Origin of the sequence: Paraburkholderia elongata (assembly GCF_013177735.1) — a bacterium.
Classification (GTDB): domain Bacteria; phylum Pseudomonadota; class Gammaproteobacteria; order Burkholderiales; family Burkholderiaceae; genus Paraburkholderia; species Paraburkholderia elongata.
The window spans coordinates 1-21,300 of record NZ_WOEZ01000190.1; the positions used below are offsets into that span (position 1 = coordinate 1).

Annotated in this window: 16 protein-coding genes and 1 pseudogene; 7 read left to right on the top strand and 10 right to left on the bottom strand. The window is 56.4% G+C overall.

Annotated elements, in window-relative coordinates:
• The 5 genes and pseudogenes from GNZ13_RS33285 to GNZ13_RS33305 all read left to right on the top strand — a co-directional run.
• Positions 1-662: ABC transporter permease (locus GNZ13_RS33285; protein WP_172172464.1), on the top strand; the 662-nt coding region annotated here is incomplete at its 5' end.
• 105 nt (positions 663-767) lie between these two features.
• Positions 768-1,301: a nuclear transport factor 2 family protein gene (locus GNZ13_RS33290; RefSeq protein ID WP_172172466.1), complete on the top strand. Its 534-nt coding sequence runs from the start codon at positions 768-770 to the stop codon at positions 1,299-1,301.
• Between the two features lie 348 nt (positions 1,302-1,649).
• Positions 1,650-2,174 (top strand): annotated as a pseudogene (locus GNZ13_RS33295) (porin); the annotation flags it as partial.
• A 146-nt stretch (positions 2,175-2,320) separates the two neighbouring features.
• Positions 2,321-3,550: an IS4 family transposase gene (locus GNZ13_RS33300; protein ID WP_172172516.1), complete on the top strand. Its 1,230-nt coding sequence runs from the start codon at positions 2,321-2,323 to the stop codon at positions 3,548-3,550.
• Between the two features lie 40 nt (positions 3,551-3,590).
• The gene (locus GNZ13_RS33305) at positions 3,591-4,169 is read left to right on the top strand and encodes a porin (protein ID WP_216675126.1); all 579 of its coding nucleotides are present in this window, start codon (positions 3,591-3,593) and stop codon (positions 4,167-4,169) included.
• Between the two features lie 240 nt (positions 4,170-4,409).
• Here GNZ13_RS33305 and GNZ13_RS33310 read toward each other — a convergent pair whose 3' ends face one another.
• The 6 genes from GNZ13_RS33310 to GNZ13_RS33335 form a co-directional block, all read right to left on the bottom strand.
• Entirely contained in the window at positions 4,410-4,646 is a 237-nt protein-coding gene (locus GNZ13_RS33310; protein WP_172172468.1) for a hypothetical protein, read from the bottom strand.
• A 136-nt stretch (positions 4,647-4,782) separates the two neighbouring features.
• Positions 4,783-6,045: a porin gene (locus GNZ13_RS33315; protein WP_172172470.1), complete on the bottom strand. Its 1,263-nt coding sequence runs from the start codon at positions 6,043-6,045 to the stop codon at positions 4,783-4,785.
• An 822-nt stretch (positions 6,046-6,867) separates the two neighbouring features.
• A complete protein-coding gene (locus GNZ13_RS33320) occupies positions 6,868-8,646 on the bottom strand; it encodes a CocE/NonD family hydrolase (protein WP_236002305.1) in 1,779 nt (592 codons plus the stop codon).
• 60 nt (positions 8,647-8,706) lie between these two features.
• Positions 8,707-10,140 carry an MFS transporter gene (locus GNZ13_RS33325; RefSeq protein WP_172172472.1) on the bottom strand — a complete coding sequence of 478 codons (1,434 nt, stop codon included), beginning with the start codon at positions 10,138-10,140 and terminating at the stop codon, positions 8,707-8,709.
• A gap of 103 nt (positions 10,141-10,243) precedes the next feature.
• Positions 10,244-11,476 (bottom strand): FAD binding domain-containing protein, encoded by a 1,233-nt coding sequence (locus GNZ13_RS33330; RefSeq protein ID WP_172172474.1) that lies wholly within the window; start codon positions 11,474-11,476, stop codon positions 10,244-10,246.
• On the bottom strand, positions 11,473-11,955 hold the full coding sequence (locus GNZ13_RS33335) for a VOC family protein (RefSeq protein WP_172172476.1): 483 nt from the start codon (positions 11,953-11,955) through the stop codon (positions 11,473-11,475). The genes GNZ13_RS33330 and GNZ13_RS33335 overlap by 4 nt, the downstream gene beginning before the upstream one ends.
• 586 nt (positions 11,956-12,541) lie before the next feature.
• Between GNZ13_RS33335 and GNZ13_RS33340 the strand changes: the two genes are divergently transcribed.
• Positions 12,542-13,516, top strand: a complete 975-nt coding sequence (locus GNZ13_RS33340; RefSeq protein WP_172172478.1) for a zinc-dependent alcohol dehydrogenase family protein — start codon at positions 12,542-12,544, stop codon at positions 13,514-13,516.
• Between the two features lie 289 nt (positions 13,517-13,805).
• Here GNZ13_RS33340 and GNZ13_RS33345 read toward each other — a convergent pair whose 3' ends face one another.
• Positions 13,806-14,267 carry a MarR family winged helix-turn-helix transcriptional regulator gene (locus GNZ13_RS33345; protein WP_172172480.1) on the bottom strand — a complete coding sequence of 154 codons (462 nt, stop codon included), beginning with the start codon at positions 14,265-14,267 and terminating at the stop codon, positions 13,806-13,808.
• A gap of 130 nt (positions 14,268-14,397) precedes the next feature.
• Here GNZ13_RS33345 and GNZ13_RS33350 point away from each other — a divergent pair, with 130 nt between their 5' ends.
• A complete protein-coding gene (locus tag GNZ13_RS33350) occupies positions 14,398-15,006 on the top strand; it encodes a TetR/AcrR family transcriptional regulator (RefSeq protein WP_236002306.1) in 609 nt (202 codons plus the stop codon).
• Between the two features lie 404 nt (positions 15,007-15,410).
• On the opposite strand, the gene GNZ13_RS33355 is transcribed toward GNZ13_RS33350, so the two are convergent.
• The 3 genes from GNZ13_RS33355 to GNZ13_RS33365 all read right to left on the bottom strand — a co-directional run bounded on the left by GNZ13_RS33355 (position 15,411) and on the right by GNZ13_RS33365 (position 21,271).
• Positions 15,411-16,472 carry a zinc-binding dehydrogenase gene (locus GNZ13_RS33355; RefSeq protein WP_172172482.1) on the bottom strand — a complete coding sequence of 354 codons (1,062 nt, stop codon included), beginning with the start codon at positions 16,470-16,472 and terminating at the stop codon, positions 15,411-15,413.
• A 73-nt stretch (positions 16,473-16,545) separates the two neighbouring features.
• Positions 16,546-18,069: an efflux transporter outer membrane subunit gene (locus GNZ13_RS33360; protein WP_172172484.1), complete on the bottom strand. Its 1,524-nt coding sequence runs from the start codon at positions 18,067-18,069 to the stop codon at positions 16,546-16,548.
• A 7-nt stretch (positions 18,070-18,076) separates the two neighbouring features.
• Entirely contained in the window at positions 18,077-21,271 is a 3,195-nt protein-coding gene (locus tag GNZ13_RS33365) for an efflux RND transporter permease subunit (RefSeq protein WP_172172486.1), read from the bottom strand.
• Positions 21,272-21,300 lie beyond the last annotated feature (29 nt).

Genomic DNA, 21,300 nt, shown 5'->3' on the forward strand with positions numbered 1-21,300 from the left:
GTTGTGCCATCTTGGTGGGTGGTGTCATCGGTTTGGCAAATGCTCTCCTGATTTTAGGCATAGGTATCAATCCCTTCATCGCGACTGTTGGATCCGCCTTCGTGGTGAACGGTTTATCTTTCGTACTTACAAAGAACGCTGCATTCATTGTCCAAACCAGCGACTTTAGCATACTCGGCTCGGGTCGCTTCCACGGCATTCCTTATTCCGGCATGCTTCTTCTGGGCCTGATCTTTGTAGCGATCTTAATTCTGAAACGGACGGTCTATGGTCATATGCTATACGCGGTTGGCGGAAACTCCGAAGCCTCGAGATTATCTGGAATTCCGACTAAGTGGATTAGTGTCGTTACGTACATAGGACTTGGTCTTTGCTGCGGTCTGGCAGGTTTTCTATCCGCATCCCAACTCAGCTCCGCCCAGTCGAGCGTTGATCAAAATTTCCTTTTTGATGTCATGACAATAGTAATTGTCGGTGGCACGTCACTAGGAGGAGGTGCGGGTTCAATTTTTCAGACGACAATTGGGCTTTTGATTGTAGCGACAATAACCAATGGCTTTGTGCTTCTGGATGTAAGTCCATTTTACCAAGATATCCTAAAGGGAATCATCATACTTCTCGCCTTGACTTTTGATAGCATCTTCAAGCGTTTTCGGAATTAATTATGAACCCAGCATAAAAAGTGTTTTTTACACACCAGATCCCTATATCCCGGCGGGCTAGCCAAAAAATAGCCGGCCGCCGGTTTTAATTAACAGGAGAAAGAAGTGACAGAACTAAATTTAGAGCAGCGACTGCGAGCAATTGAGGATCAACTTGAGATTTACAGATTAATCGCATCCCATCCACCCAGCGCTGACACCGGAGCGGATTTTTACACACGACAAGTTTATACAGCAGATGGCGTGTTTGATTTGGGAGACGAATTGGAGGGGGCGCGTGGAAACCTGGCAGTTGCGGCGATAACCAAGACGCCTGGGCACCAGCAAGCTATCGCCAGCGGTCTCATTCATTTCACGGGCTTGCCTATTATCGAATTGGAAGGTGACACAGCGTACGTTACCTCCTATCTCCAAATAATTACGCCAGATTCGCATGGAGAACCTCGCGAACTTCCAAACCATGGCGTTACAAACGGGTTCCGGATACACGGCGTATGGGCGAACCGTTGGTCTCTGGTGCGAACCTCAGAAGGCTGGAAGATAAATAATCGAAGCTTGCGCCTGCTGGACGGCTCCAGTGCCGGACGAGAAATACTGGAGAAAGCGCTTGAACGGTATCAATCCAATGATGCGCCCTGATTAAAGTGTTGTAACGGAATTAACCGAGCGCGAGTTTTAATCCCTACCCGACTTTTCTTAAAGTGCTCTTTAAAATCACCTGCAGCACGACCCGACAGTGACAGCTTTAAAAATTCTTTGCCTCATTGCCTTTCTAGATGCATGACAGTAGTTTGTGCTTAAATTCATCTACCCGCAGCACCGAAAACGCCGGATCGAAGGCGATCCAGCGCAGCTTTACATTAGGCAGCGAGTATCAAGTTTAAGGAAATTAATCAAAACCCTAAAATAATACAGGAACGTCACAACATGAATAACCCTCTTTACCGGGATTTGCCGTCAAACGCGCTGCTCGCAGGCGTTTTTTCCATGTTGCTAGCATCAAGTGCCTTTGCTGACTCATCCGTCACGCTGTATGGTGTAATCGACCAGGGTATCGACTACACGAACAACAGCGGCGGGCACTCACTTTGGCATATTCAGGACGGCACCTACGATGGTGTCTACGGTAGCCGATGGGGGCTTAAGGGCTCCGAAGATCTGGGCAGCGGCCTAAGTACTGTTTTTAGACTCGAATCTGGCTTCAGCGCTGAAAATGGTCAAATGCGTCAAGGGGGACGCCTCTTTGGCCGACAAGCATACGCCGGCATTTCGGACAACCAGTTCGGTACTGTCACGCTGGGTCGTCAATACGACTCTGTCGTAGACTACCTTCAGCCATTGACCGCACCAGGCGTTTTCGGCGGGCCAATCGTGCATGCTGGTGACATCGACAATACCGATAATTCGTTTCGAGTTGACAACTCTATCAAATATACAAGTCCGAATATCAGCGGCCTGACATTTGGAGGACTTTACTCATTCACTAATACAAACGCGCCGGGCCGTGGGACCAAACCTATCAACTTAAGCCGCAGAGGCTTGTAAACACGGGGCTGAGCGGGTAGGATTCGGAATGTCGTAATCCTCACTATTTCACGATATGAACTCGGGTTATCCCTATACTGAGCGGGTTCATCAGCTACCTTCATTCGGCGGAACTGCGTACGCGTCATGTTGCCGATCCGAAGCATTTCAGCCGGCGCCGCAAGCTGGACTTCGCCATACTGATCAGCTGGTTTCTCGGCTGCAACCGGGCCTGCGTTCAGACTGAGCTCGACCGCTTCTTCGCGGTGCTGCATAACCAGGCCGAACTGGTGCGAGGCGCAAGCGCCCAGGCACTTTCGAAAGCCCGGCAGAACCTGCCGCACACCGTGTTCACCGATCTGACGCAGCATCTGCTTACGCTCGTCGAACAGCACATCGGCATGCCGCGCTGGCACGGGCTGCGCGTGGTGGCCGCCGACGCGAGCGATGTGCGGCTGACTACGCGCGATGCCACGCGTCGCGTGATCCAGTTTGCCAAGGTCTTCGCGCTGTACCTGCCTGGCGTCGAGATGATGCTGCATGCGACGCTGTACGGTACTGATACCGGCGAGCGGCAGATGCTGTTCGAGCACCTCGATCTGCTGGGCAAGAATGACCTGCTCGTGCTGGACCGCGGTTATCCCGCCTCCTGGCTGATGGCCGCACTCCAGATGCGCGCGATTCACTTCTGCATGCGCATTGACAGCATCGGCGGCGCTGCCGTCACAACGTTCCTGCGCAGCGGTGCAGGCGAGGCGATCGTGACGTTGCCACCGCCAAACCGTCCGGACGCGAGCGACTACGAGATTGAACGTGCGCCGGTCACGGTGCGCCTCATCCGGCTCGTGACACCCGAGGGCCGCGTGCGTGTGCTGGCCACCAGTCTGCTCGATACCCAAACATGGCCCGCTGCGGACTTCGCCGCCCTGTACCACCAGAGGTGGCGAATTGAGGAAGCGTTCAAACGGATCAAGCATCGATTGGCGCTTGAAGCCGTCTCCGGACTGAGCTGGCTGACGCATCAGCAGGATCTCGCCGCGAAGGTCCTCAGCGACAATCTCAGTGCGCTGCTGTGCCTGGAAGCACTCGGTGAGCGCGACGGACAGATCAGCGAACACACGCCCACCTTGATCTGTTCGTCCACCGACGCGCTGCTCAAGATCAACCGTACGCGCGCATTTGCCCACATCCGGCAGTGCCTGCCGCGCTGGCTGTGCGATGGCATTGCGCCTGCCATCGATGATCTGACTCGCCTGCTTCGTCATATTGCTGACAATGTCATCCGCTTCATGCCCGACCGTAGCCGACCTCGACCGCTGCAACCCAAGCCACACAAGGCATTCGCCTCCAAAGCCGTCATGTAGCTCTCCTTAAGTTGCGAGGATTGGCCGTGGGACGACAGGCTTGTGGAGTGTTGGCGCAAGTTACTCGGTTGCGGGATTAAATGTCGCTGGAGCATATCTGTACGCGAAGAATCCAGCACTCTTGTTGACGGATGGCAACTACGTAGCAAACACGACCGGCACCGCCGTCGGAACAAGTGGACCATTCAGCTATGTCGGACATCCAAGCAATGAGCAGGTGTTCGGCGCAGGTGCCAGCTACACGATAGGTTCCGCAACGCTCAGTCTCAACTATACGAATACAAAATTCGATAACGCGAACGGCACCGCTGGTACTGTCAAGTTCGCAAACTACGAAGCGTGGGCAAAGTACAACTTTACCCCATCGTGGTACGCCGGTATTTCCTATGATTACACGCACGGCGATATTGGCTATAACGAGACAGTACCTCTCTACCACCAGATTGGTTTGACGACGTCATATTCTTTGTCGAAGCGTACGTCGGTCTATGCGGTGGCTGCCTGGCAAAAGGTTGCGGGCGCAGCAAAGAATGCAGCTATCTTCGACGGCGCTACTGGCGACGCATCGAGCAACAGCCATCAGATCGCGACCCGCATTGGCATCTATCATCTATTCTGACGGAAACAAGCCGATCAAGCGAACAGTATCCGGATCGGCAAGTCTCCCGCAAGGCTTGGGTGGCTATCCGTCCAAAAATGACGGAAGCCACTTCTATTACATGAGTTTCCAATGTGGCTGCGGTGAGGTCTGGGAAACAATCGGAGAACGCCACCCTGTGAGTCCACCTTCAAAATGAAACCCTTGGCGAGTCAACGCGCCAATGTTCCCCAGTGCGGTGAATAAAAAGTTCGTCGATTTTTAGGCGGCACGCATTGCCGGCCGTTCTCGACTCGGTGGGAATATGCGCCACGCGCCGTCCTGTTGACGAAAAAAGAACATTGCAACGGGACCTGCCGCCGTTAACGTCTCGGCGCATACATAGCATTCGTGCTTGGATCGTCTGTTTCTGAACTCAGTGATCCGAAGCCCGTTCGCCGGATCCGCGGCGAGCCAGTGCTCGACCGTCTCGCGCAACGAGTTTTTCGCGCTATTCACGACTTCTCCTTCGTCTCATTTGATGCCACCGTCCTGTTTACGCGCGTGTGATACAAGTTGTCCCAAGCAGGCCGAGCTCCCTCCGCCAATCGCAATGGCTAACTGCGAACTTCTAACTCGGGACACTGGGTTGTTTTCAGAACCGATGCGCTATACCAATCGAATCGACAAACTGTTGCTTCGACGCGGACGGGGTCATCCCGTTGATGGAGGCCACAGCAGGTTGCCCCAACGAGTCCACGCCGGCCGCACGCTGATAGGCGGCGACCATATATACGTCTGTCCGTTTCGATAGGTAGTAATGCACCCCGGCATTCGCCTGGTTGTAGTGGGCTTTCATGGCATTGGGGCCGAGCATTGCGGTGTACGAATACGACGCCGCGACGGAAAGCGCCGGCGCGATTTGCCAGGAAGTGTTCAATTCGACCGTATTGAACATGGCGCTTCCAACATATCCGAGCGGATTCGGGCCCGACTCGGAACCCAAGCCAATGAAACGCGTGTTCGTATACACGGCCCCGACAGTCACGCGACCAAGCATGTAAGAAGCCGCAGCCCCGAAAACTTCCTCGCGATGCGCGGAGGCATAGCCGGCCATGACGGGATTCCTCTCAGGTGTTGTCGCAGATCCGAACGACCCGATATTGTTTGTCGTTACGCCACCCGCGTTAGGCTGAGCGCCCCACATCGAGATATTCGGATCGTACGCAGTCAGGTATCCAACGCCGAGCCGCAAAGGCCCCCCTGTGTATCCGGCGCCTGCCGAGACCACCTGATTCGTCGACATGCTTCCTGGCACTCCGCCAAAACCGTACATAAAGTTAGCCGAAAACCCCATCCAGTTGGACGATGCAATCTTGATCGTATTGTTTTGACGCACGGTCAGACCCAGGTCGTCGATATCGTCCGGGTGTGCGGTAATGGCGCCACCCCATTGATTGACGGACGTGAAAGGGCCAAGGTAATCCACGACAGATGAATACTGTCGACCAGCAGTGATAGCACCCAAGCTCTTGCTCGACAGACCGACAAACGCCTGCCGGCCAAACAGCAACCCGCCTTGCCCCAACGCACCGTTTGTCGCATTGAAGCCGTTTTCCAGCGTAAAGATTGCGGTTGTTCCTCCCCCCAGGTCTTCGGCGCCCCTGAACCCAAATCGGCTCCCGATGTACGCGGACGTCGCCCCGTCCAGCATCGAGTATTGTCGGGCACCATGGAGCGCCCCACTCACTTTGCCTGTTTGGGCATTGCTTACGAACACGACATCAGGATCGACGATTCCGTAGAGCGTCACGCTGCTTTGAGCGAACGTCGTCGACGAGAGTCCGATCGAAGCCAGGGATGCCAGAACCCGCGCGTTCTTCCCAAATTTTGCATTTTTATCAGCTTGATTAGACATACTAATTACCAAGAATTGAATTGATTTATCGGATGAACGTGTGCCATGCTGTCAAGCTGGCACTCGCCCTACTTATGAGATCGGTCTCAGTGACCTGCCTGAGCTGACACTTGCACGCCCGTCTCGCGCGTGACCAACTGGTTATCGAACAGAGCGCGGTCCGGGTTCGCGTCTACCGAGCAACCGGTGACCGAACAAAATATGCCGCCGTCATGCTTGCCGCCAACGTCTACGAAAACTTGCGGCGACTCTTTACGAGATGATGAAAACGACAGTCGCCCAGTATCGGCGGTCGCCCCAGCCTCAGGCTTGCCGGTTGCGGGCCGCCGGGACAAGTTGCAACGTTTGTCATCTCTATCCTCCTAATTGAATAAGTGTTCCGCCACAAAGGCGCCGCCACTGACGGCCGGGTTGCCTGTGACGTTAGTACCGGCTAACTCGGATTCGTCGCTGCCGCTGTACAGCCAGATGCCCGTGAAATTGAACGGAGGACGGAGTCCCTCCCGAAAGCCGAGAACCGGTCTGTAGAACTGCCTTGACTTGTCGAGGTCACCGGGATGGGCGTTTCCCGTAGATCCGTGATCGATCGATAACTTATAGGGTGATCAAAGTACCCGATATGTATCGGTCAATATTTTTTTGCGATCGGGAAATCCGGCCAGCTTCAAAAAATGCCATCGCACGAAGCGATGGCTTCAGCGTCCGGGTCGATCCGGGTGTCGTCTCTACGCGGCGCTTCGTCGGAGTATGACGGAGACGCCGGTACGACGAAAGGCCACCCGGATCGTGACGACGTTTAGTAATGGCAGTTCGGGACGTCGGTCACTCGTCCTTTGGAGGTACGATCGGAAGAAGAATATAGTTTTCTCGACCTTCTCCAAAGTGAAGGGTTGTTCTTCCACCGAATAGTTCAACGGGACGATCACGCGGATCATCATGCAAAAATGGTCCGCATCCGGTGAACTCGTTCTTCATGTTCGACAGCCGCCCTCCACTGCCGCCTGGGTAGACATAGTCCCGTCCCCTGACGCTGAGGGCAATACGGGCTCCCTTCGGGACCACGATCGACGTGGGCCAAATCTCGATATCAAGCTCGTACACATCGCCGGGCGTGAGGGGCTGAATCTCGTCATGCGAGTGATAGGGTCTATAAGGGAGAGTCTTTTCCTTATCCAGCTTTCGGTGGGAAGCGCGCAGCCATCCTTGCGCTACGGGAGTATGCGGATCAAGTGCGCCGATAAAGGTAATTTCGCTGAAGTCGGCAGAAAAGACCCGAAGGACCAGGAAAAGGTCCGCATCCTTCGTGGTCGAAGATACGTGCAGTTTCGCTGCGATCGGGCCGGTGAGTTCCGTAGGTTGGTCGAGTGGTGGGGTAACGAAGGTGATCCCATCCCCTAGAGCATCGAAGGAAACGGACGCGATTTCTTCGGTGCGTTCAGACTTAAGCGAATGGGTAACCGGGTCAATGTGAAAACGTGTCCAATGAGTACGGGGAATGGGCCAATCCTCTTCAAAACGTTCCTCGAATCGCTCACCGGGATGCCGGACCTGTAGCCTCACCTTCGGTTCCCGATCCCAACCGTTATCTTCTCCTTTCAGAAAATGATCAAAGAAGCGTCTTTGGATGTCAATACCGTAGTCCGTATAGTAGTGCGTCCAATGCTCGATTCCGTGAACTTCGAGCCATTTGTTCTTTGACCCAGAATTGACAAATCCTTCGAAATTGCCCCGTGGGTGAAGCCCTTGTCCACCCCAATTGGCTGCTGATAGTACTGGCACATCTATATCACTCAATCGCGCCGTACGGCTATTGTAAAAGTCGTCGACGAGCGGGTGGCGTAGCACCTCATTCCACAGGTCCAGACGATTAGCGCCAAGCTCTTCTTCAGTGAGCGTCTCCGGGCCTGAAACCCACTCACCGGTGAAACGGCTTCGATGTCCTCTCGTCCCTTTGCCATTTTGCACCGACTTGATCTGCATATCGTACCAATTCTGGCCAAAGGTGCAGTAGATGCCTCCGTGAAAGAACATCTCGCGATAGGAGTCGTTGAAACCTTCCCAGACACAGATGGCGGCAAGATGGGTTGGGCGCTTCGCAGCGACCTGCCATTGATTCGCCCCATAGTAGGAAATGCCGCTCAAGCCCACCTTTCCACTAGACCACGGTTGGACACCGGCCCAGTCGATGCAGGCAGCGTAGTCCTGAGTCTCCTGCGGCGACCACACTTCGAGGTAACCCGGCGATCTACCGGCACCGCGGCAGTCGACGCGTATGCAGACGTAACCATGGGGAACCCATTTTTCGGGATCCGCTACTTCCCAGCTCTGATACGCATTCGTCGATCCGGCAACGACATCGGGGTGCTCACCGACCATCTTTTCCCATGCAGTGCTGTATCCATCGGCGAAGTGCAGCATCTTCGCGTATGGTCCAAGTGACATCAGGACGGGAAAACGGCCGTCTTTCGCAGGGCGGAAGATATCCGCCCGCAATACAACACCATCGGCCATTCGAATAGGGACATCCCATTCAATGATCATACCAAGACGAACCTCTTTCTTTCCAGATAAGTTGATGGCTTCTTCGTTTCTCATGCTCATTTAGAATTTCCTCCTCGGGAGTCTGTAGGGTTTTTTAACGGGACGGTACGGATGCGCAGTTCAGTGTGCGATTCCTTCATCAAGTGAATTCGTTCCGGCAGTTGTGTTCTTCTCGCGGTCAATTGCAGTGGCCCTGCGCTCCGATGCGTCCGCTGGAGCGAGAAGGGCAAAGAATAACCCGATGACTAGTCCGCAGACGCTCAGGAACAGGAAGGCGGGCAATACTGCATCTATGGTCGCAGCTGGCGAGACCAGGTTCCCTGAACCGGCTGCGACCGCAATACACAGTGGGCCCAGGATCTTCCCCACGCCATTGGCGGCTTGGCCCATGCCTATTGCGCGCGCGGCTAAGCGGGTTGGAAAGATCTCTGCAGTATATGGCACGATCACACACCAACCACCGTCAAAGAATAGTGCGCCGAGCGCGACCATAATCACAAATACTGGAAAACCGAACACAAACCGGGTCGCACATATAGCAGCGCATCCGAGCGTAATAAGCATACCGAATCCAAAAATCGAACAAATCGCACGGCGCGTCAACCATATCGGTAAAATGCTGAACAACAGGCGCCCGATAATCCCGAAAGCTGGCACGAGGATAAAATATCGAGCGGCAGATGAGACGGGAATGTGGAGAAGCAACGAAACAATTGTCGGCCCCCAAAGATAGACCGCGTACGTGACAGTGCTGAGGGCTGCCCAGGTGACTATGACAAGCGCAATACGTTGAGGAAAAGCCAACGTGTCGCTCATTTTCGCGGTGGATGCCTTCGAAATCGCATATTGGTTCTCTTTCGCGAAAACCGGTAACTTGCTCGAACTCGTTCCCAGGAAATAAAGCAGTACTTTGCGCGCCTCCTCGATGCGCCCTCGGCTCACGAGCCACGCCGCCGATTCGGGAACAAGGTACCATGCAGACAGAGTGACCAATAGCGGCGCAAATCCGAGCGCCGCTACACCGCGCCATCCAAGAGAGTGCAACAGGGTCGCGGCGGAGATTGAGGCAACCAGCGGGCCGATCGAAGCCGCCACGAAGGGAAATCCGGTAAGTCGAGTGCTGAACTTGGATGGGGTATGCTCAACCAGCAGAACCGCTTCACTAGTCGCAATGCCCCCAATGGCGAAGCCTACGAAAAACCGCAGAGCAGCCAGTATCATCCAAGCTCCATCGGGAACAAGGGCGACCGCACCGGCTGCGATTCCGCAAACTGAGGTACTAACAAGCAGGACAGGCCGTCTGCCGAATACGTCGGCTAAAGTGCCACTGATAATCGAGCCCAGTATTGCACCAACCCCAGCACTCAACAACACGAGAGCGGACTGCCCATAGGTTAAATGCCATTCGGGGCCCAACACGGCAAGAAGGAATCCGACGAGGTACAGGTCAAAGTAGTCCAGTACGAAGCCAAGACAGAACACCGAGAACGCAGAAAAGTACCTCGAGTTGGGCTTGGAATTCGCATAATGGCTCAACAGATCGGGTTGGTTCATTTATTGTCTCCGATACCTTGGCGTCACGCGAAGGTATTTATTATCGAACGATAATTTAAGACTCGATATATGGGAAATCAAGCGACATAGGTAGGAATATCACCTACCCCGCAAATGATCGTATTGGTACGGCCGTTTCTCGCATGACAGCCTCAGGTGTCCTGTAACGTTCCGCCATTTGGCGTTCAGTGTCGCTCCTGAGTTGCGCCTGCATATACGCTCCGAGATGCCGCGCATGCTGAACAATGGCCTTGCCGATCGGTGTGCGAACGTCGCTGTACGCGGCAAGCGCACGGCGAACGTCAGTTTCCCTGCTTAAGGCCGCGACTAGCGCCATGGCGTCGCCGCTGGCTTTCGTGACGCCCATGCCGCAGTGTGGGCGGGCGACAAACGCGGCATCACCCAGTAGCGCGATGCGTCCGAACGCCATTTGCTGTACTTCGAGGTCATAGATTGGCTGAAAGAGCGGTTGTTTCGCTTTCCGGACAACTTCTGCGAACTGCGGTGCGAGCAATGACATGGCTGCTTCTTCCATATCGGTGAGCACCTCGGGGCGAATTAACGTCGGTGGAATGCCGCCGTCCCAGCGCTTGCCGGACGCGTCAGTTAGCAGGTCAGGTAGTTGCGAATCTTCACTTGTAGCCCGATACCAAACGAAGTTATAGCGTCGCTCGCCTTCTCGCGTACTATTCCCCTGTCCCGCAACGGGATAGCCCAAGATCTGTTCGCGCGGCGGAAGACAAAAAGCGAACTTGCCAAACAGTGCATCCCTCGTTGCTTGCGCAAGCGCGAGTTCGTCGACTAATCCGCGCCACGCTACATAACCTGCGTATTCAAGTTTTACTTCGGGCAATAGTCGCGCACGAGTAGTCGAACGAAAGCCATCGGCGGCGACAACAATGTCGGCGTGGCGGACAGTTCCGTCATCTAGCGTTACGGTTGCGTGTTTGGGGCCGTCCTCGACGGCAGAAACCGCAAGCCCGCTATGATAGGAAGCGTCCGGCAACGCTGCGCGCAACACGTGGTACATCTTGCTCCATGCGGTAAGCGTTTGCGGAAGCATGCGTTCCGACACTACAGCGCCGTCGTGAGCAAGTGTCACCCGGGATTGCACATCGACCCCAATCGAACCGTCAAAACTCACACCTGCGATTTCTAGCGCTTTGAACAATTCCGGATGGGTGACGATGCCGGCTCCGCGGCCAGCTAGTTCGTCAGGTACCCGTTCGAATACGTCGACGTCCCAGCCGTTGCGTACGAGCATGTTGGCCGCGAATAGCCCCCCGAGCGAACCGCCGATGACGATGGCAACCGGCCGCGCGACAATTTGCGTCATGGTTGCTCTCCTGCGTGTGCGGATGCAGACACGAGCGCATTGTCTGGACCGGCAACTTCGGAGGCAGGGAAATTAAGCTCGATCGTTACGCCCGATGGGTCTTCGATGAAAACCTGATGCAGACCAAGGCTTGGTACGGTTCGGTCACGCCAACTGACGCCCTCGGACTTGAGCGTTCTTCGCATCTCTTCAACACCCGTGGCGAGAAAAGCGATGTGGTCAACTACGCCAGTTCCTGTGGAAACCACGGCTTTGTCGCCGAGATAGGCGGTCAGTCCGTCATGGTTGTCCGGATCGACGCCAATCAGGTGGACGATGCCGTAATCGGCCTCATCGCCACCTCTATAGAGCCATAGACCCGGGAAGTCGAACGGGGGGCGGTATCCCGCCCTGAAACCGAGCACGCGTTCATAGAAACGCCCTGATCGCTCAAGATCTAGTGCGCGTATTGAATAGTGGGCAAGTTTGGTTATCGGCACGGTGCGTCCTTTGCAGTTATCAAACTATTAATGAACGTTCGATAAATTGTAGATTGACGGGCCACGCGCGGGAAGCCTCTTCATGATGGCGTTTACCCTGGCAAAAGGATCTATAAATTGCCGCAGGCATCAGGCGTACATTTGCACTCCAGATCCGTTCGACTATTTGGACAAGGCGAACAGAGTCTTTGCGCCCGTTCCATTTATCCATCTTACCTGGTCCTATAGGATACACACATCGATTGCGGGACAGAGAACGAAGAGACGCTCACATTACGGCCGTTTCCGGCTTCACGGTGCTTCAGCTTACGCATCTGCAGCTCTCGGCGACGTCTTTCGGCTCCCGACGGATGATGGGGCGGTTGTGTCACAACCGACATCAAACGCCGCACTCATGGATGGTGTTTATACGCCTGAAATGGGAGCCAGCGTCAGCAACCCGGTCGCGATCGCAGCAATGAAGGCGCTGCGGCTCGATCTGTCCGCGCCCCCTCGGGAATGTGCCGTCAGAGGTTAGAGGGAGACATCTACATCTTCTCCTACCCCGACGGTTTTTCGGTTCATGAAGTTATCAGTGGAGACTGCGATGCGCGCAATTCAACTTTCGAAGTACGGTGACATCGCCAACGGCATGGGCGTCGTCGAACTCCCCGAACCGGCCGCGCCTGGCAATGGTGAGGTGCTAATTGCCGTGGAATATGTGCCTGTCAACCAAAACGACCTCCTGGTGCTGGCAGGACAGTTCCCCGTGCATCCCGAGTTGCCTAGCGTTGTGGGCAACGAAGGAGTCGGTACCGTGCTCCAGGTGGGCGCCGGCGTTGGGAACGTCAAGGTCGGTGACCGCGTCGTACCGCCCCTCTACAGCCTGACGTGGCGGGAAAAGATGATCGTCCCGGCTGACGGTCTGTTCGCCCTTCCTCCCGAAGCAGACGTCCAACAACTTGCGATGCTGCGCATCAATCCCGCCTCCGCAGCGTTGCTTTTGAGCGAATACGCGGAGCTTCAACCGGGCGACTGGCTAGCGCAGAACGCCGCGAATTCCGCTGTTGGCCGCTCAGTCATCGCAATCGCCAAGTCGCGCGGACTGCGTACGGTCAATCTCGTTCGCCGGGCCGAGCTAGTGGACGAACTCAAGGCATATGGCGCAGACGTAGTCGTTCTCGACGATGAGAACGCCTCAGAGGCTGTTCGGCAGGCGACCGGTAGCGCAACGATAAAGCTTGCATTGTGCGGAATCAGTGGCGCGGCGACCGCTCGTCTTGGCAGGCTGCTCGCGCCGAAAGGTAAGCTGGTCAGCTATGCGGTCATGAGCGGCGACATCAACGTTACCTTCAACGTGCTCGACTTCATCTTTGGGAATATATCCCTGCACGGCTTCTATGAGGACCGTCGCGAGTACGAGCCCAAGATGCCAGAAATCCTCTCGGAGTCAGCCAGACTTATTGCTGAAGGAAAGTTGCACGTTCCGGTCGCAGCCGTCTATCCGATGTCGCAATTCAAGGAAGCAATCGCGCACGTCCAACGTGGAGGCAAAGTTCTTCTAAAGATCAAGGAAGACTGACTCTTGAATCTCTTCTGAAAAAATCGCGGCACGGGTTCCGGTTGCCATGCCCCCTCTACCGCACAGAACCCGGCGCGCCCGACTCGGGCACCGGGTTCCTACCATAAGTGCTTGACAGCCAAAGGCCGCTCATGCCACGGGTGAAGGATGCGAGAGCCCGGGAGCGAGGTGTCGGCTAGGCCACCCATTTGCGCCCACGTCCTCCAGTCCTTCTGGCTACGACACCCCAGAGCGCATCGCCAAAGGTCAGTAACAAGGTGAGTTGCGCTCTAGGTGGTAAGCCAAGACCTCACTTTGCTTCAATCGCTAATCCTGTCTCACCAGCAAAACACGGCAAGATGTCCCCAACGCTTGCATTTGCAATTTTCCCGTATCGCCCTTCTATTTCCAGTCCCGCAGCACGAATACCCGATGCCGCGAGCCGCACTCTGTCTTCTCCACTAAAAGTTATTTCAACAAGAATCCGACGTTGGTTGGAGAGGTCTGCAGTCGACTGGAGTAGCCGAACAGTCGACAATGGCTTCAAAGCTCTTAGCAAAGCTGAACGCTCGATGACAAGTGCGTCGCCGAGGTCACGCAGCGTGATGGGGCCGCTCTTCAAAACAGTGGCCAAGATGCAATACTGGCCAACGGTCAGTGAAGCGCATATCAAATGGTGATTATAAAGTCGTGATATGGCGCGCGCCGCCCGGTTGAACAGGAGGCAGTACCCATCGGGTGTCAATTCATGATTCATGTAGGTAAGTTCCACGCGCCCAACACCTTGCTTGATTGTCATCAAATGGCAGGTGTTTGTCGGTCATTGAACCGTTGCCCCAAAACAGTGTGATCGGCGCAGGAATTCAGCGAATTCAATGACTTTTGTTCCATTGAGGATTACAATGCAGCTCCTGAAGCATCGAGCCGAGATAATGGGACATTCTCAAGCTGACAAGATCGCCACGCATCAGCGTATTGTCGACGTCGCCGCCAAGCGTTTCCGCGAGCACGGAATCGAGGGCATCAGCATAGCTGACCTGATGAAGGAAGCTGGCTTGACCGTTGGTGGTTTTTATAGGCATTTTTCATCCCGGGAAGAGCTGGTCGCTGAGGCTTTCGAGCATGCGCTGCGTGACAGCGACCCATGGGAAGCATCAATTGCGACAGCCCCGCGCCAGGCGATGCGGACCTATATTTCAGAAGCACACCGCGATACTGTCACAACCGGCTGCCCGATTTCGGCGCTGGCCAACGACATGAGCCGCAGTACAGACGAGACCCGCGAAATCTACACAACCCGTGTCAGGCGCATTCTTGAGCAGATATCGAAGGCACTCCCTGCGGAAGACAATGCAAGCAAGCGTTCGGAAGCCGCGCTCATATTCAGTGCATGTGTCGGCTCAATTACGCTCTCCCGTGCTGTCTCCGACCCAAAACTCTCGAAGCAGATTTTAGATGGTACTTTGACGAAAGTCCTCGAGTTGCTTTCGACGAAGCGCAGTCGAAAATAGAAGGAATTCCTTGACAGAGGTTTCGGCCGCTCGCCGTCGAAGACACCAATGCTAGAAAGTGGCCGAAGTTCAACCTCGCGAGCGAATCGCGAACAAGCTGAACTCAGTCGCCCTCCTCGAGTCAGCCCAAGTCAATGACCGTATAGCCTGCCTGGTCGAGTGTTCATTCGACGAGCCGTTTCGCCTGAACGTCGCCGCCCGAAACAAATGAACCGCGTCGCCGTGCGCCAACGGTTGGCCCCACTGAGAAGTCCACCACCTTTGCGTGGTTCAACGCCATGATTAGGCGTGCACCCCGCGCTTGGCGGCTGACCTTTCATGTCGGCGATGGCAAGCTCCGACATTCATGCGACAAGTTCTGGCGGGCCATGCGGCCCGCCGATCGCATCGAGCTATGGTCCGGCCTAGCTTGTCAGAAGCACCATCCCCGATTTGCGTGGTCCACTCGCATGGTCAATTGCTTTTCTGAAATCGGCAAGAGGATACTCGCCCGCGATCGCGAAAACGTGAGGAGCTTCTTTAGCGAGCTGAATGGCCGTGTCGCGATGTTGCTTCTGCTCCTCCAAAGAGAAGTTCATCCATTTGGTAAAGACCACGCCTTTAAACGCCAACCCTCTCGGTGCAAATTCAGACAGATCCGACGCGCCTTTGCTCAGCCAGCCAAAGTTGACGAACGTGCCGCCGTCTGAGAGGAACGAAACGAGGTCATCAACCATCGCTCCGCCGACCGCGTCGAAGATAACGTGGACAGGGCTGGACCCAATCGCGGAGCGCACCTGTTCCTTCCACTCGCTCGTCTCTGTCGCAATCACCGGCGCGCCTGGCAAAGACGCCTCAAGAAGTGCGGCGCCCTCCTTTGTCCGGACAAGTCGAATCATAGTCAGGCCGATCTTCTGTCCAAAGGCCGTCACGATCCGCATCACCGATGAGCCTGCCGCCGTCTGGATTACCGTAACGGGCAATTCGGGGACCGGTAAGGCGTTGTGTCCGGCGTGAAGCACGACCTGAGCGGTCATGGTGTTGATGAGAAACTGTGCCGCTACTGCGTCGCTCACTTCGTCCGGAACTGCGACCAGAGTAGCGACAGGAACCTTTGAATACGTTGCCCATGTTCGCCCCGTCCCGGAAAGGAACATCACTCTTTGCCCAACAGCAAACTGCCCTTGATGCGCGGCATTGCTCCCAAGCTTTTCGATCACGCCAACGCCTTCAAAACCTGGCGTACGTGGCGCTCCCGCCGGGATCGGGGTCGCCCTTCCGCCGCGTTTGTCGCCGGCAATCATCAGGAGGTCTCCCGGATGGATTGGGCGCTTTGAGACGCGTACAAGTGCATCGTGCGGCCCAGGTTCAACCTCGGACATCGGACGCTCTACAAGGCGCAAGACCGAAGTGGGGTTGCCGTATTCCGCATGCTCAATCGCATTGAAAACGCGCACACTTGCAGCTTCTTTCTGATCTGATGACATAGTATCTCCTGATTAAAAACTTCATGTGCGCTATGCATGCTTGATACACCCGCGCACACGCTCAACACTGAACCTACTTGGTCTGCTGTTGCGAATCGGCGGATCCGACGGTTACCGCATCACCCCATCCACCGCCCAGTGCGCGAATAAGGTTCACGGTAGCAGCCGCCTGAACTCCGGAAAGCTGGACAGCCGTCGTTTGCGACTGAAGTACCGTACGTTCGGCGTCAATCACGTCGAGATAATTGACGGCGCCGTCCTTGTACTGGGTTTGCGAAATTTCTGCGGCACGCTGCGATGCTTGCACTGCCTCGTTCTCGGTCTGAGTTTGCTGCTCAAGAATCCGCAGGTCCGACAGGTTGTCCTCGACCTCCTGGAACGCCTGAAGTACCTGTTGACGGTAGTTCGCAGCGTCCTCATCGAACACCGCCCGAGCGTTCGCCAGGTTTCCTTTGCGACGGCCCCCGTCGAAAATGGGTACTGTCAACGCAGTGCCAGCCAGAGGACCGAGCAGAAATGCCCGACTGGACCATTTGAAGAGGTCTCCCAGCGTCGCTGACTCGAACCCTGCATTACCAGTGATCGACAGCGACGGGAAGTAGGCCGCCTTGGCGACACCAATTCGAGCATTTGCCGCAGCCGTCGCGCGCTCAGCGGCGGCAATATCTGGCCGTCGCTCGAGCAGCGCAGACGGCAACCCCGGCGGAATCCGAATCAGCACCGGTTTCAACGGGTTCGAAGCCATCGAAAACTCTGAGGGAGCCTTGCCCAGAAGAACCGCAAGGCTATGCTCAGCGGTTGCCCTCTGCCTTTGCGCTGTCATCTCATCGGAGCGCGCAGTTGCCAACTCGGATCGCGCTCTCGCTACGTCGAGTTCGGCAATATCACCATTCGCGAACTTCGACTGCACAAGCTTTAGCTGCTGTTCACGAAGCGAAACGTTCTGCGCATAGACCTGCAGTTCCGCGTCCAGCTCGCGGACCTTGAAATAGTTTGCCGCAACGTCAGCCTGAAGCGAAAGCTGCACGGAGCGCAAGAGCGCCTGCGATTCCTCGCTTTCTGCAGCACTCGCTTTGACCGCATCCGACACCCGACCGAAAAGGTCCGCCTCGTAACTCGCCGTCGCTTGCGCACGCCACAGGGTCTGGGCTGGTACGTCTCCACCGTCCGGCTGGAACTGTGAGGCCGAAGTCACCTTTTCTCTGGTTGGCCCGAAGCCGGCGCCTACAGTCGGGAAAAGGTTCGCTCGGGAGACCTGCTGAAGGGCACGGGCCTCCTTGACCCGCGCCGCCGCTGCAGCCAGCTTCTGGTTTGCAGAAAGCGCCTGCTCTTCGAGGTCGTTAAGGGTGGAGTCGTCAAAAATCACCCACCACTTCCCTCGGGGAATCTGGTCAGACGGCTGCGCGACCTTCCAGGTACCCAACTCGCCTTCTGTTTCAGCCGTGGCCGTTGTAGCCGGCGCCTCCTTGAAAGCGGTGGAGTCGCCCACGCTCGGGACCTTGTACTCCGGAGCCAGCGAACAGCCAGCTGTCAGAAGTGCCGCGCTCAGGAGCGTCAGCGAACCCAGGAGAACACGTTTCACTGTAATTGTCGACATGGTGACCTCACGATTCGACCGTGGCATCGACACCGCGAACGTGCGGGTGATGTCCGTGCTTGTCCACGATGTGCTCTGTCCCGGCGAGCTTTCGCAGAACAACATAGAAGACGGGCGTAAGCAGCAGCCCGAACAAAGTCACCCCAAGCATCCCGAAGAACACGGCGATACCTATGGCATGACGCATCTCCGAACCTGCGCCACCTGAAACGACCAGCGGCACCACGCCCATGATGAACGCGAAAGACGTCATCAGGATCGGTCGCAAACGCAGCCGGCTGGCCTCAATGGCAGCCTGGACAATCGAGCGCCCCTCCATCTCCAGCTCGCGGGCGAACTCGACAATGAGAATCGCGTTCTTCGCGGACAACCCGACAAGCACCATGAGGCCAATCTGCGTGAATATGTTGTTATCCCCGTGAGTCAACCAAACGCCGAGCAATGCTGAAAGCACACTCATAGGAACAATCATCAGAATGGCCAGAGGCAATGTCAGGCTTTCATACATCGCTGCCAATACCATGTAGACGAGCAGCACGCTGATCGGGAACACCCAGAGCGCCGCATTGCCAGCCAGAATCTGCTGATACGTCAGGTCGGTCCACTCGAACTTCATCCCGCGCGGCAACGTCTTAGCGGCAATCCGATCGATCGCGGCCTGCGCCTGCCCCGACGAGTAACCCGGCGCGGGACCGCCGTTGATATCGGCGGAGGTGAAGCCGTTGTACCGGACTACCGAGTCGGGACCGTAAGTCGGCGTGACCTTCACAAGGGTCGACAGCGGCACCATCTCGCCCTTGTCGTTGCGCGTCTTCAGCAATCCGACGTCTTCCGTATGCGCACGGAACGGTGCATCCGCCTGCACCCGCACCTGAAAGACACGACCGAAACGGTTGAAGTCGTTGACGTAGAACGAGCCGAGATAGACCTGCATCGTGCTGAAGATATCGTTCACGGACACGCCGAGCTGCTTGGCCTTGACGCGATCGACATCAACATTCACCTGCGGCACGTTGATCTGATACGTGGAGAACGCCGGTCCGAGCTCGGGCGCTTTCGCCACCTCCTTGAGGAACGCCTGGGTCGAGTTGTCGAGCGCCGCATAACCCGCGTCGTGCTGGTCTTCGATCTGCAGCTTGAAACCGCCCAGCGTGCCCAGGCCGAGAACTGGCGGCGGCGGGAACACCGCGACGAACGCGCCCTTGACCCCGGAGAGCCGCTTGTTCAGTTCCCCCGCAATGGCCAGACCCGACAGCGACTTGCCTTTACGCTCTTCGAACGGCGTTTCGCCGAAGAAGATGACCGCCGAGCTCGACGAGTTGGTGAAGCCGTTGACCGACAGCCCCGGAAACTGGACGGCTGCCGCGACGCCTGGCGTCTTCAAGGCAATGTCCCCGACTTGTCGCACCACCTCTTCAGTCCGGTCGAGCGACGCACCGTTGGGCAGTTGCACGATACCGACCAGGTACTGCTTGTCCTGCACGGGAACGAACCCGCCCGGCACGATCTTGCCCATCAGCACGGTCAGCCCCAGCAACACTGCATAGATGCCGAGAATGACTACCTTGCGGTTGACAACCTTGGATACCCCTCGGCTGTATGACTCAGAGCCGCGATGAAATACCTTGTTGAATCCGTTGAAGAACGGTCCCAACACCTTATCCATGGCCCGCGAGAGCCAATCCTTCGGATCGTGATGCCCTTTGAGCAGAAGAGCAGAAAGAGCCGGTGAAAGCGTAAGCGAGTTGAACGCGGAAATCACCGTCGAGATGGCGATGGTCATCGCGAACTGCTTGTAGAACTGGCCTGTCAGGCCGCTCATGAACGCGAGCGGCACGAACACGGCGACCAGCGTCAACGCGATCGCGATAATCGGCCCGCTCACTTCCTGCATCGCCTCGTAGGTGGCCTCCTTCGGAGACAAGCCCGTGGCGATGTTGCGTTCGACGTTCTCCACCACCACGATCGCATCGTCGACCACGATGCCGATCGCCAGCACCATGCCGAACAGCGACAGCGCATTGATCGAGAAACCGAACGCGAGCATCAGCGAGAACGTCCCGACAATGGAAACGGGTACGGCGATCAGCGGTATGACCGACGCGCGCCACGATTGCAGAAATACGATGACCACCAGCACGACCAGTGCGATAGCTTCCAGCAGCGTGTGAATCACCGCATGGATACTGGCGCGCACGAACTGCGTCGGGTCATAGACGATGTCGTACTTCACACCTTCCGGCATATCGGCCTGGAGTTCCTTCATTGTCTGCCGCACGTGCGCCGAAATATCCAGCGAGTTCGCGCCAGGCAGCTCGAAGATCGCCATCGCGACCGCCTGCTTGTTGCTCAACAGCGAACGGCGCGCGTATTCGGATGCGCCCATTTCGACGCGTGCGACGTCCTTGAGCCGCGTCACGGCACCATCGGGTGATGTCTTCAGCACGATGTCGCGGAACTGGTCTTCCGTCTCGAGCCGGCCCATTGCATTCACGTTGAGCTGCAGCGGTGCATCCGACGTAGACGGAGCCCCTCCGATCTGGCCGGCCGCCACCTGGAGGTTCTGATCCCGAATCGCCGCCACGACGTCGTTGGCGGTCATGTTGTGCTCGGCCACCTTCTTCGGGTCGAGCCAGACACGCATCGAGTAGTCGCCGGAACCCCACAGGGTGACCTGACCGACACCGGGAATCCGCTCCAGACGGTCACGCACGTTGATCAGCGCATAGTTCCGGAGATAGTTGCCGTTGTATTTCTCGCTCGGCGAAACCAGGTGGACGACCATCGTGAGCGTCGGCGACGACTTGACCGTCGTGACGCCGAGGCGTTGCACGTCCTCGGGCAGGCGCGGCAACGCCTGGTTCACCCGGGTCTCGACCTGCTGCTGCGCGAGGTCGGGATTCGTCCCGAGCTTGAACGTGACCGTCAACGTGAGGGTGCCGTCGCTATTGGCCTGCGACTGCATGTACAGCATGTTCTCGACGCCGTTGATCTGTTCTTCAAGCGGCGAAGCAACCGTCGCGGCGATCACCTTGGGGTTCGCGCCGGGATATTGCGCCGTCACCACGACGGACGGCGGCACGACGCTCGGATATTCCGAGATGGGCAAATTGACCATCGCGATCAGGCCCGCCAGCAGGATCACTGCTGACAGGACGGCCGCGAAGATCGGCCGATCAATAAAAAATTTGGAGAGGTTCATGACAGTCTCTGGCTAGGCATGAGGGGCAT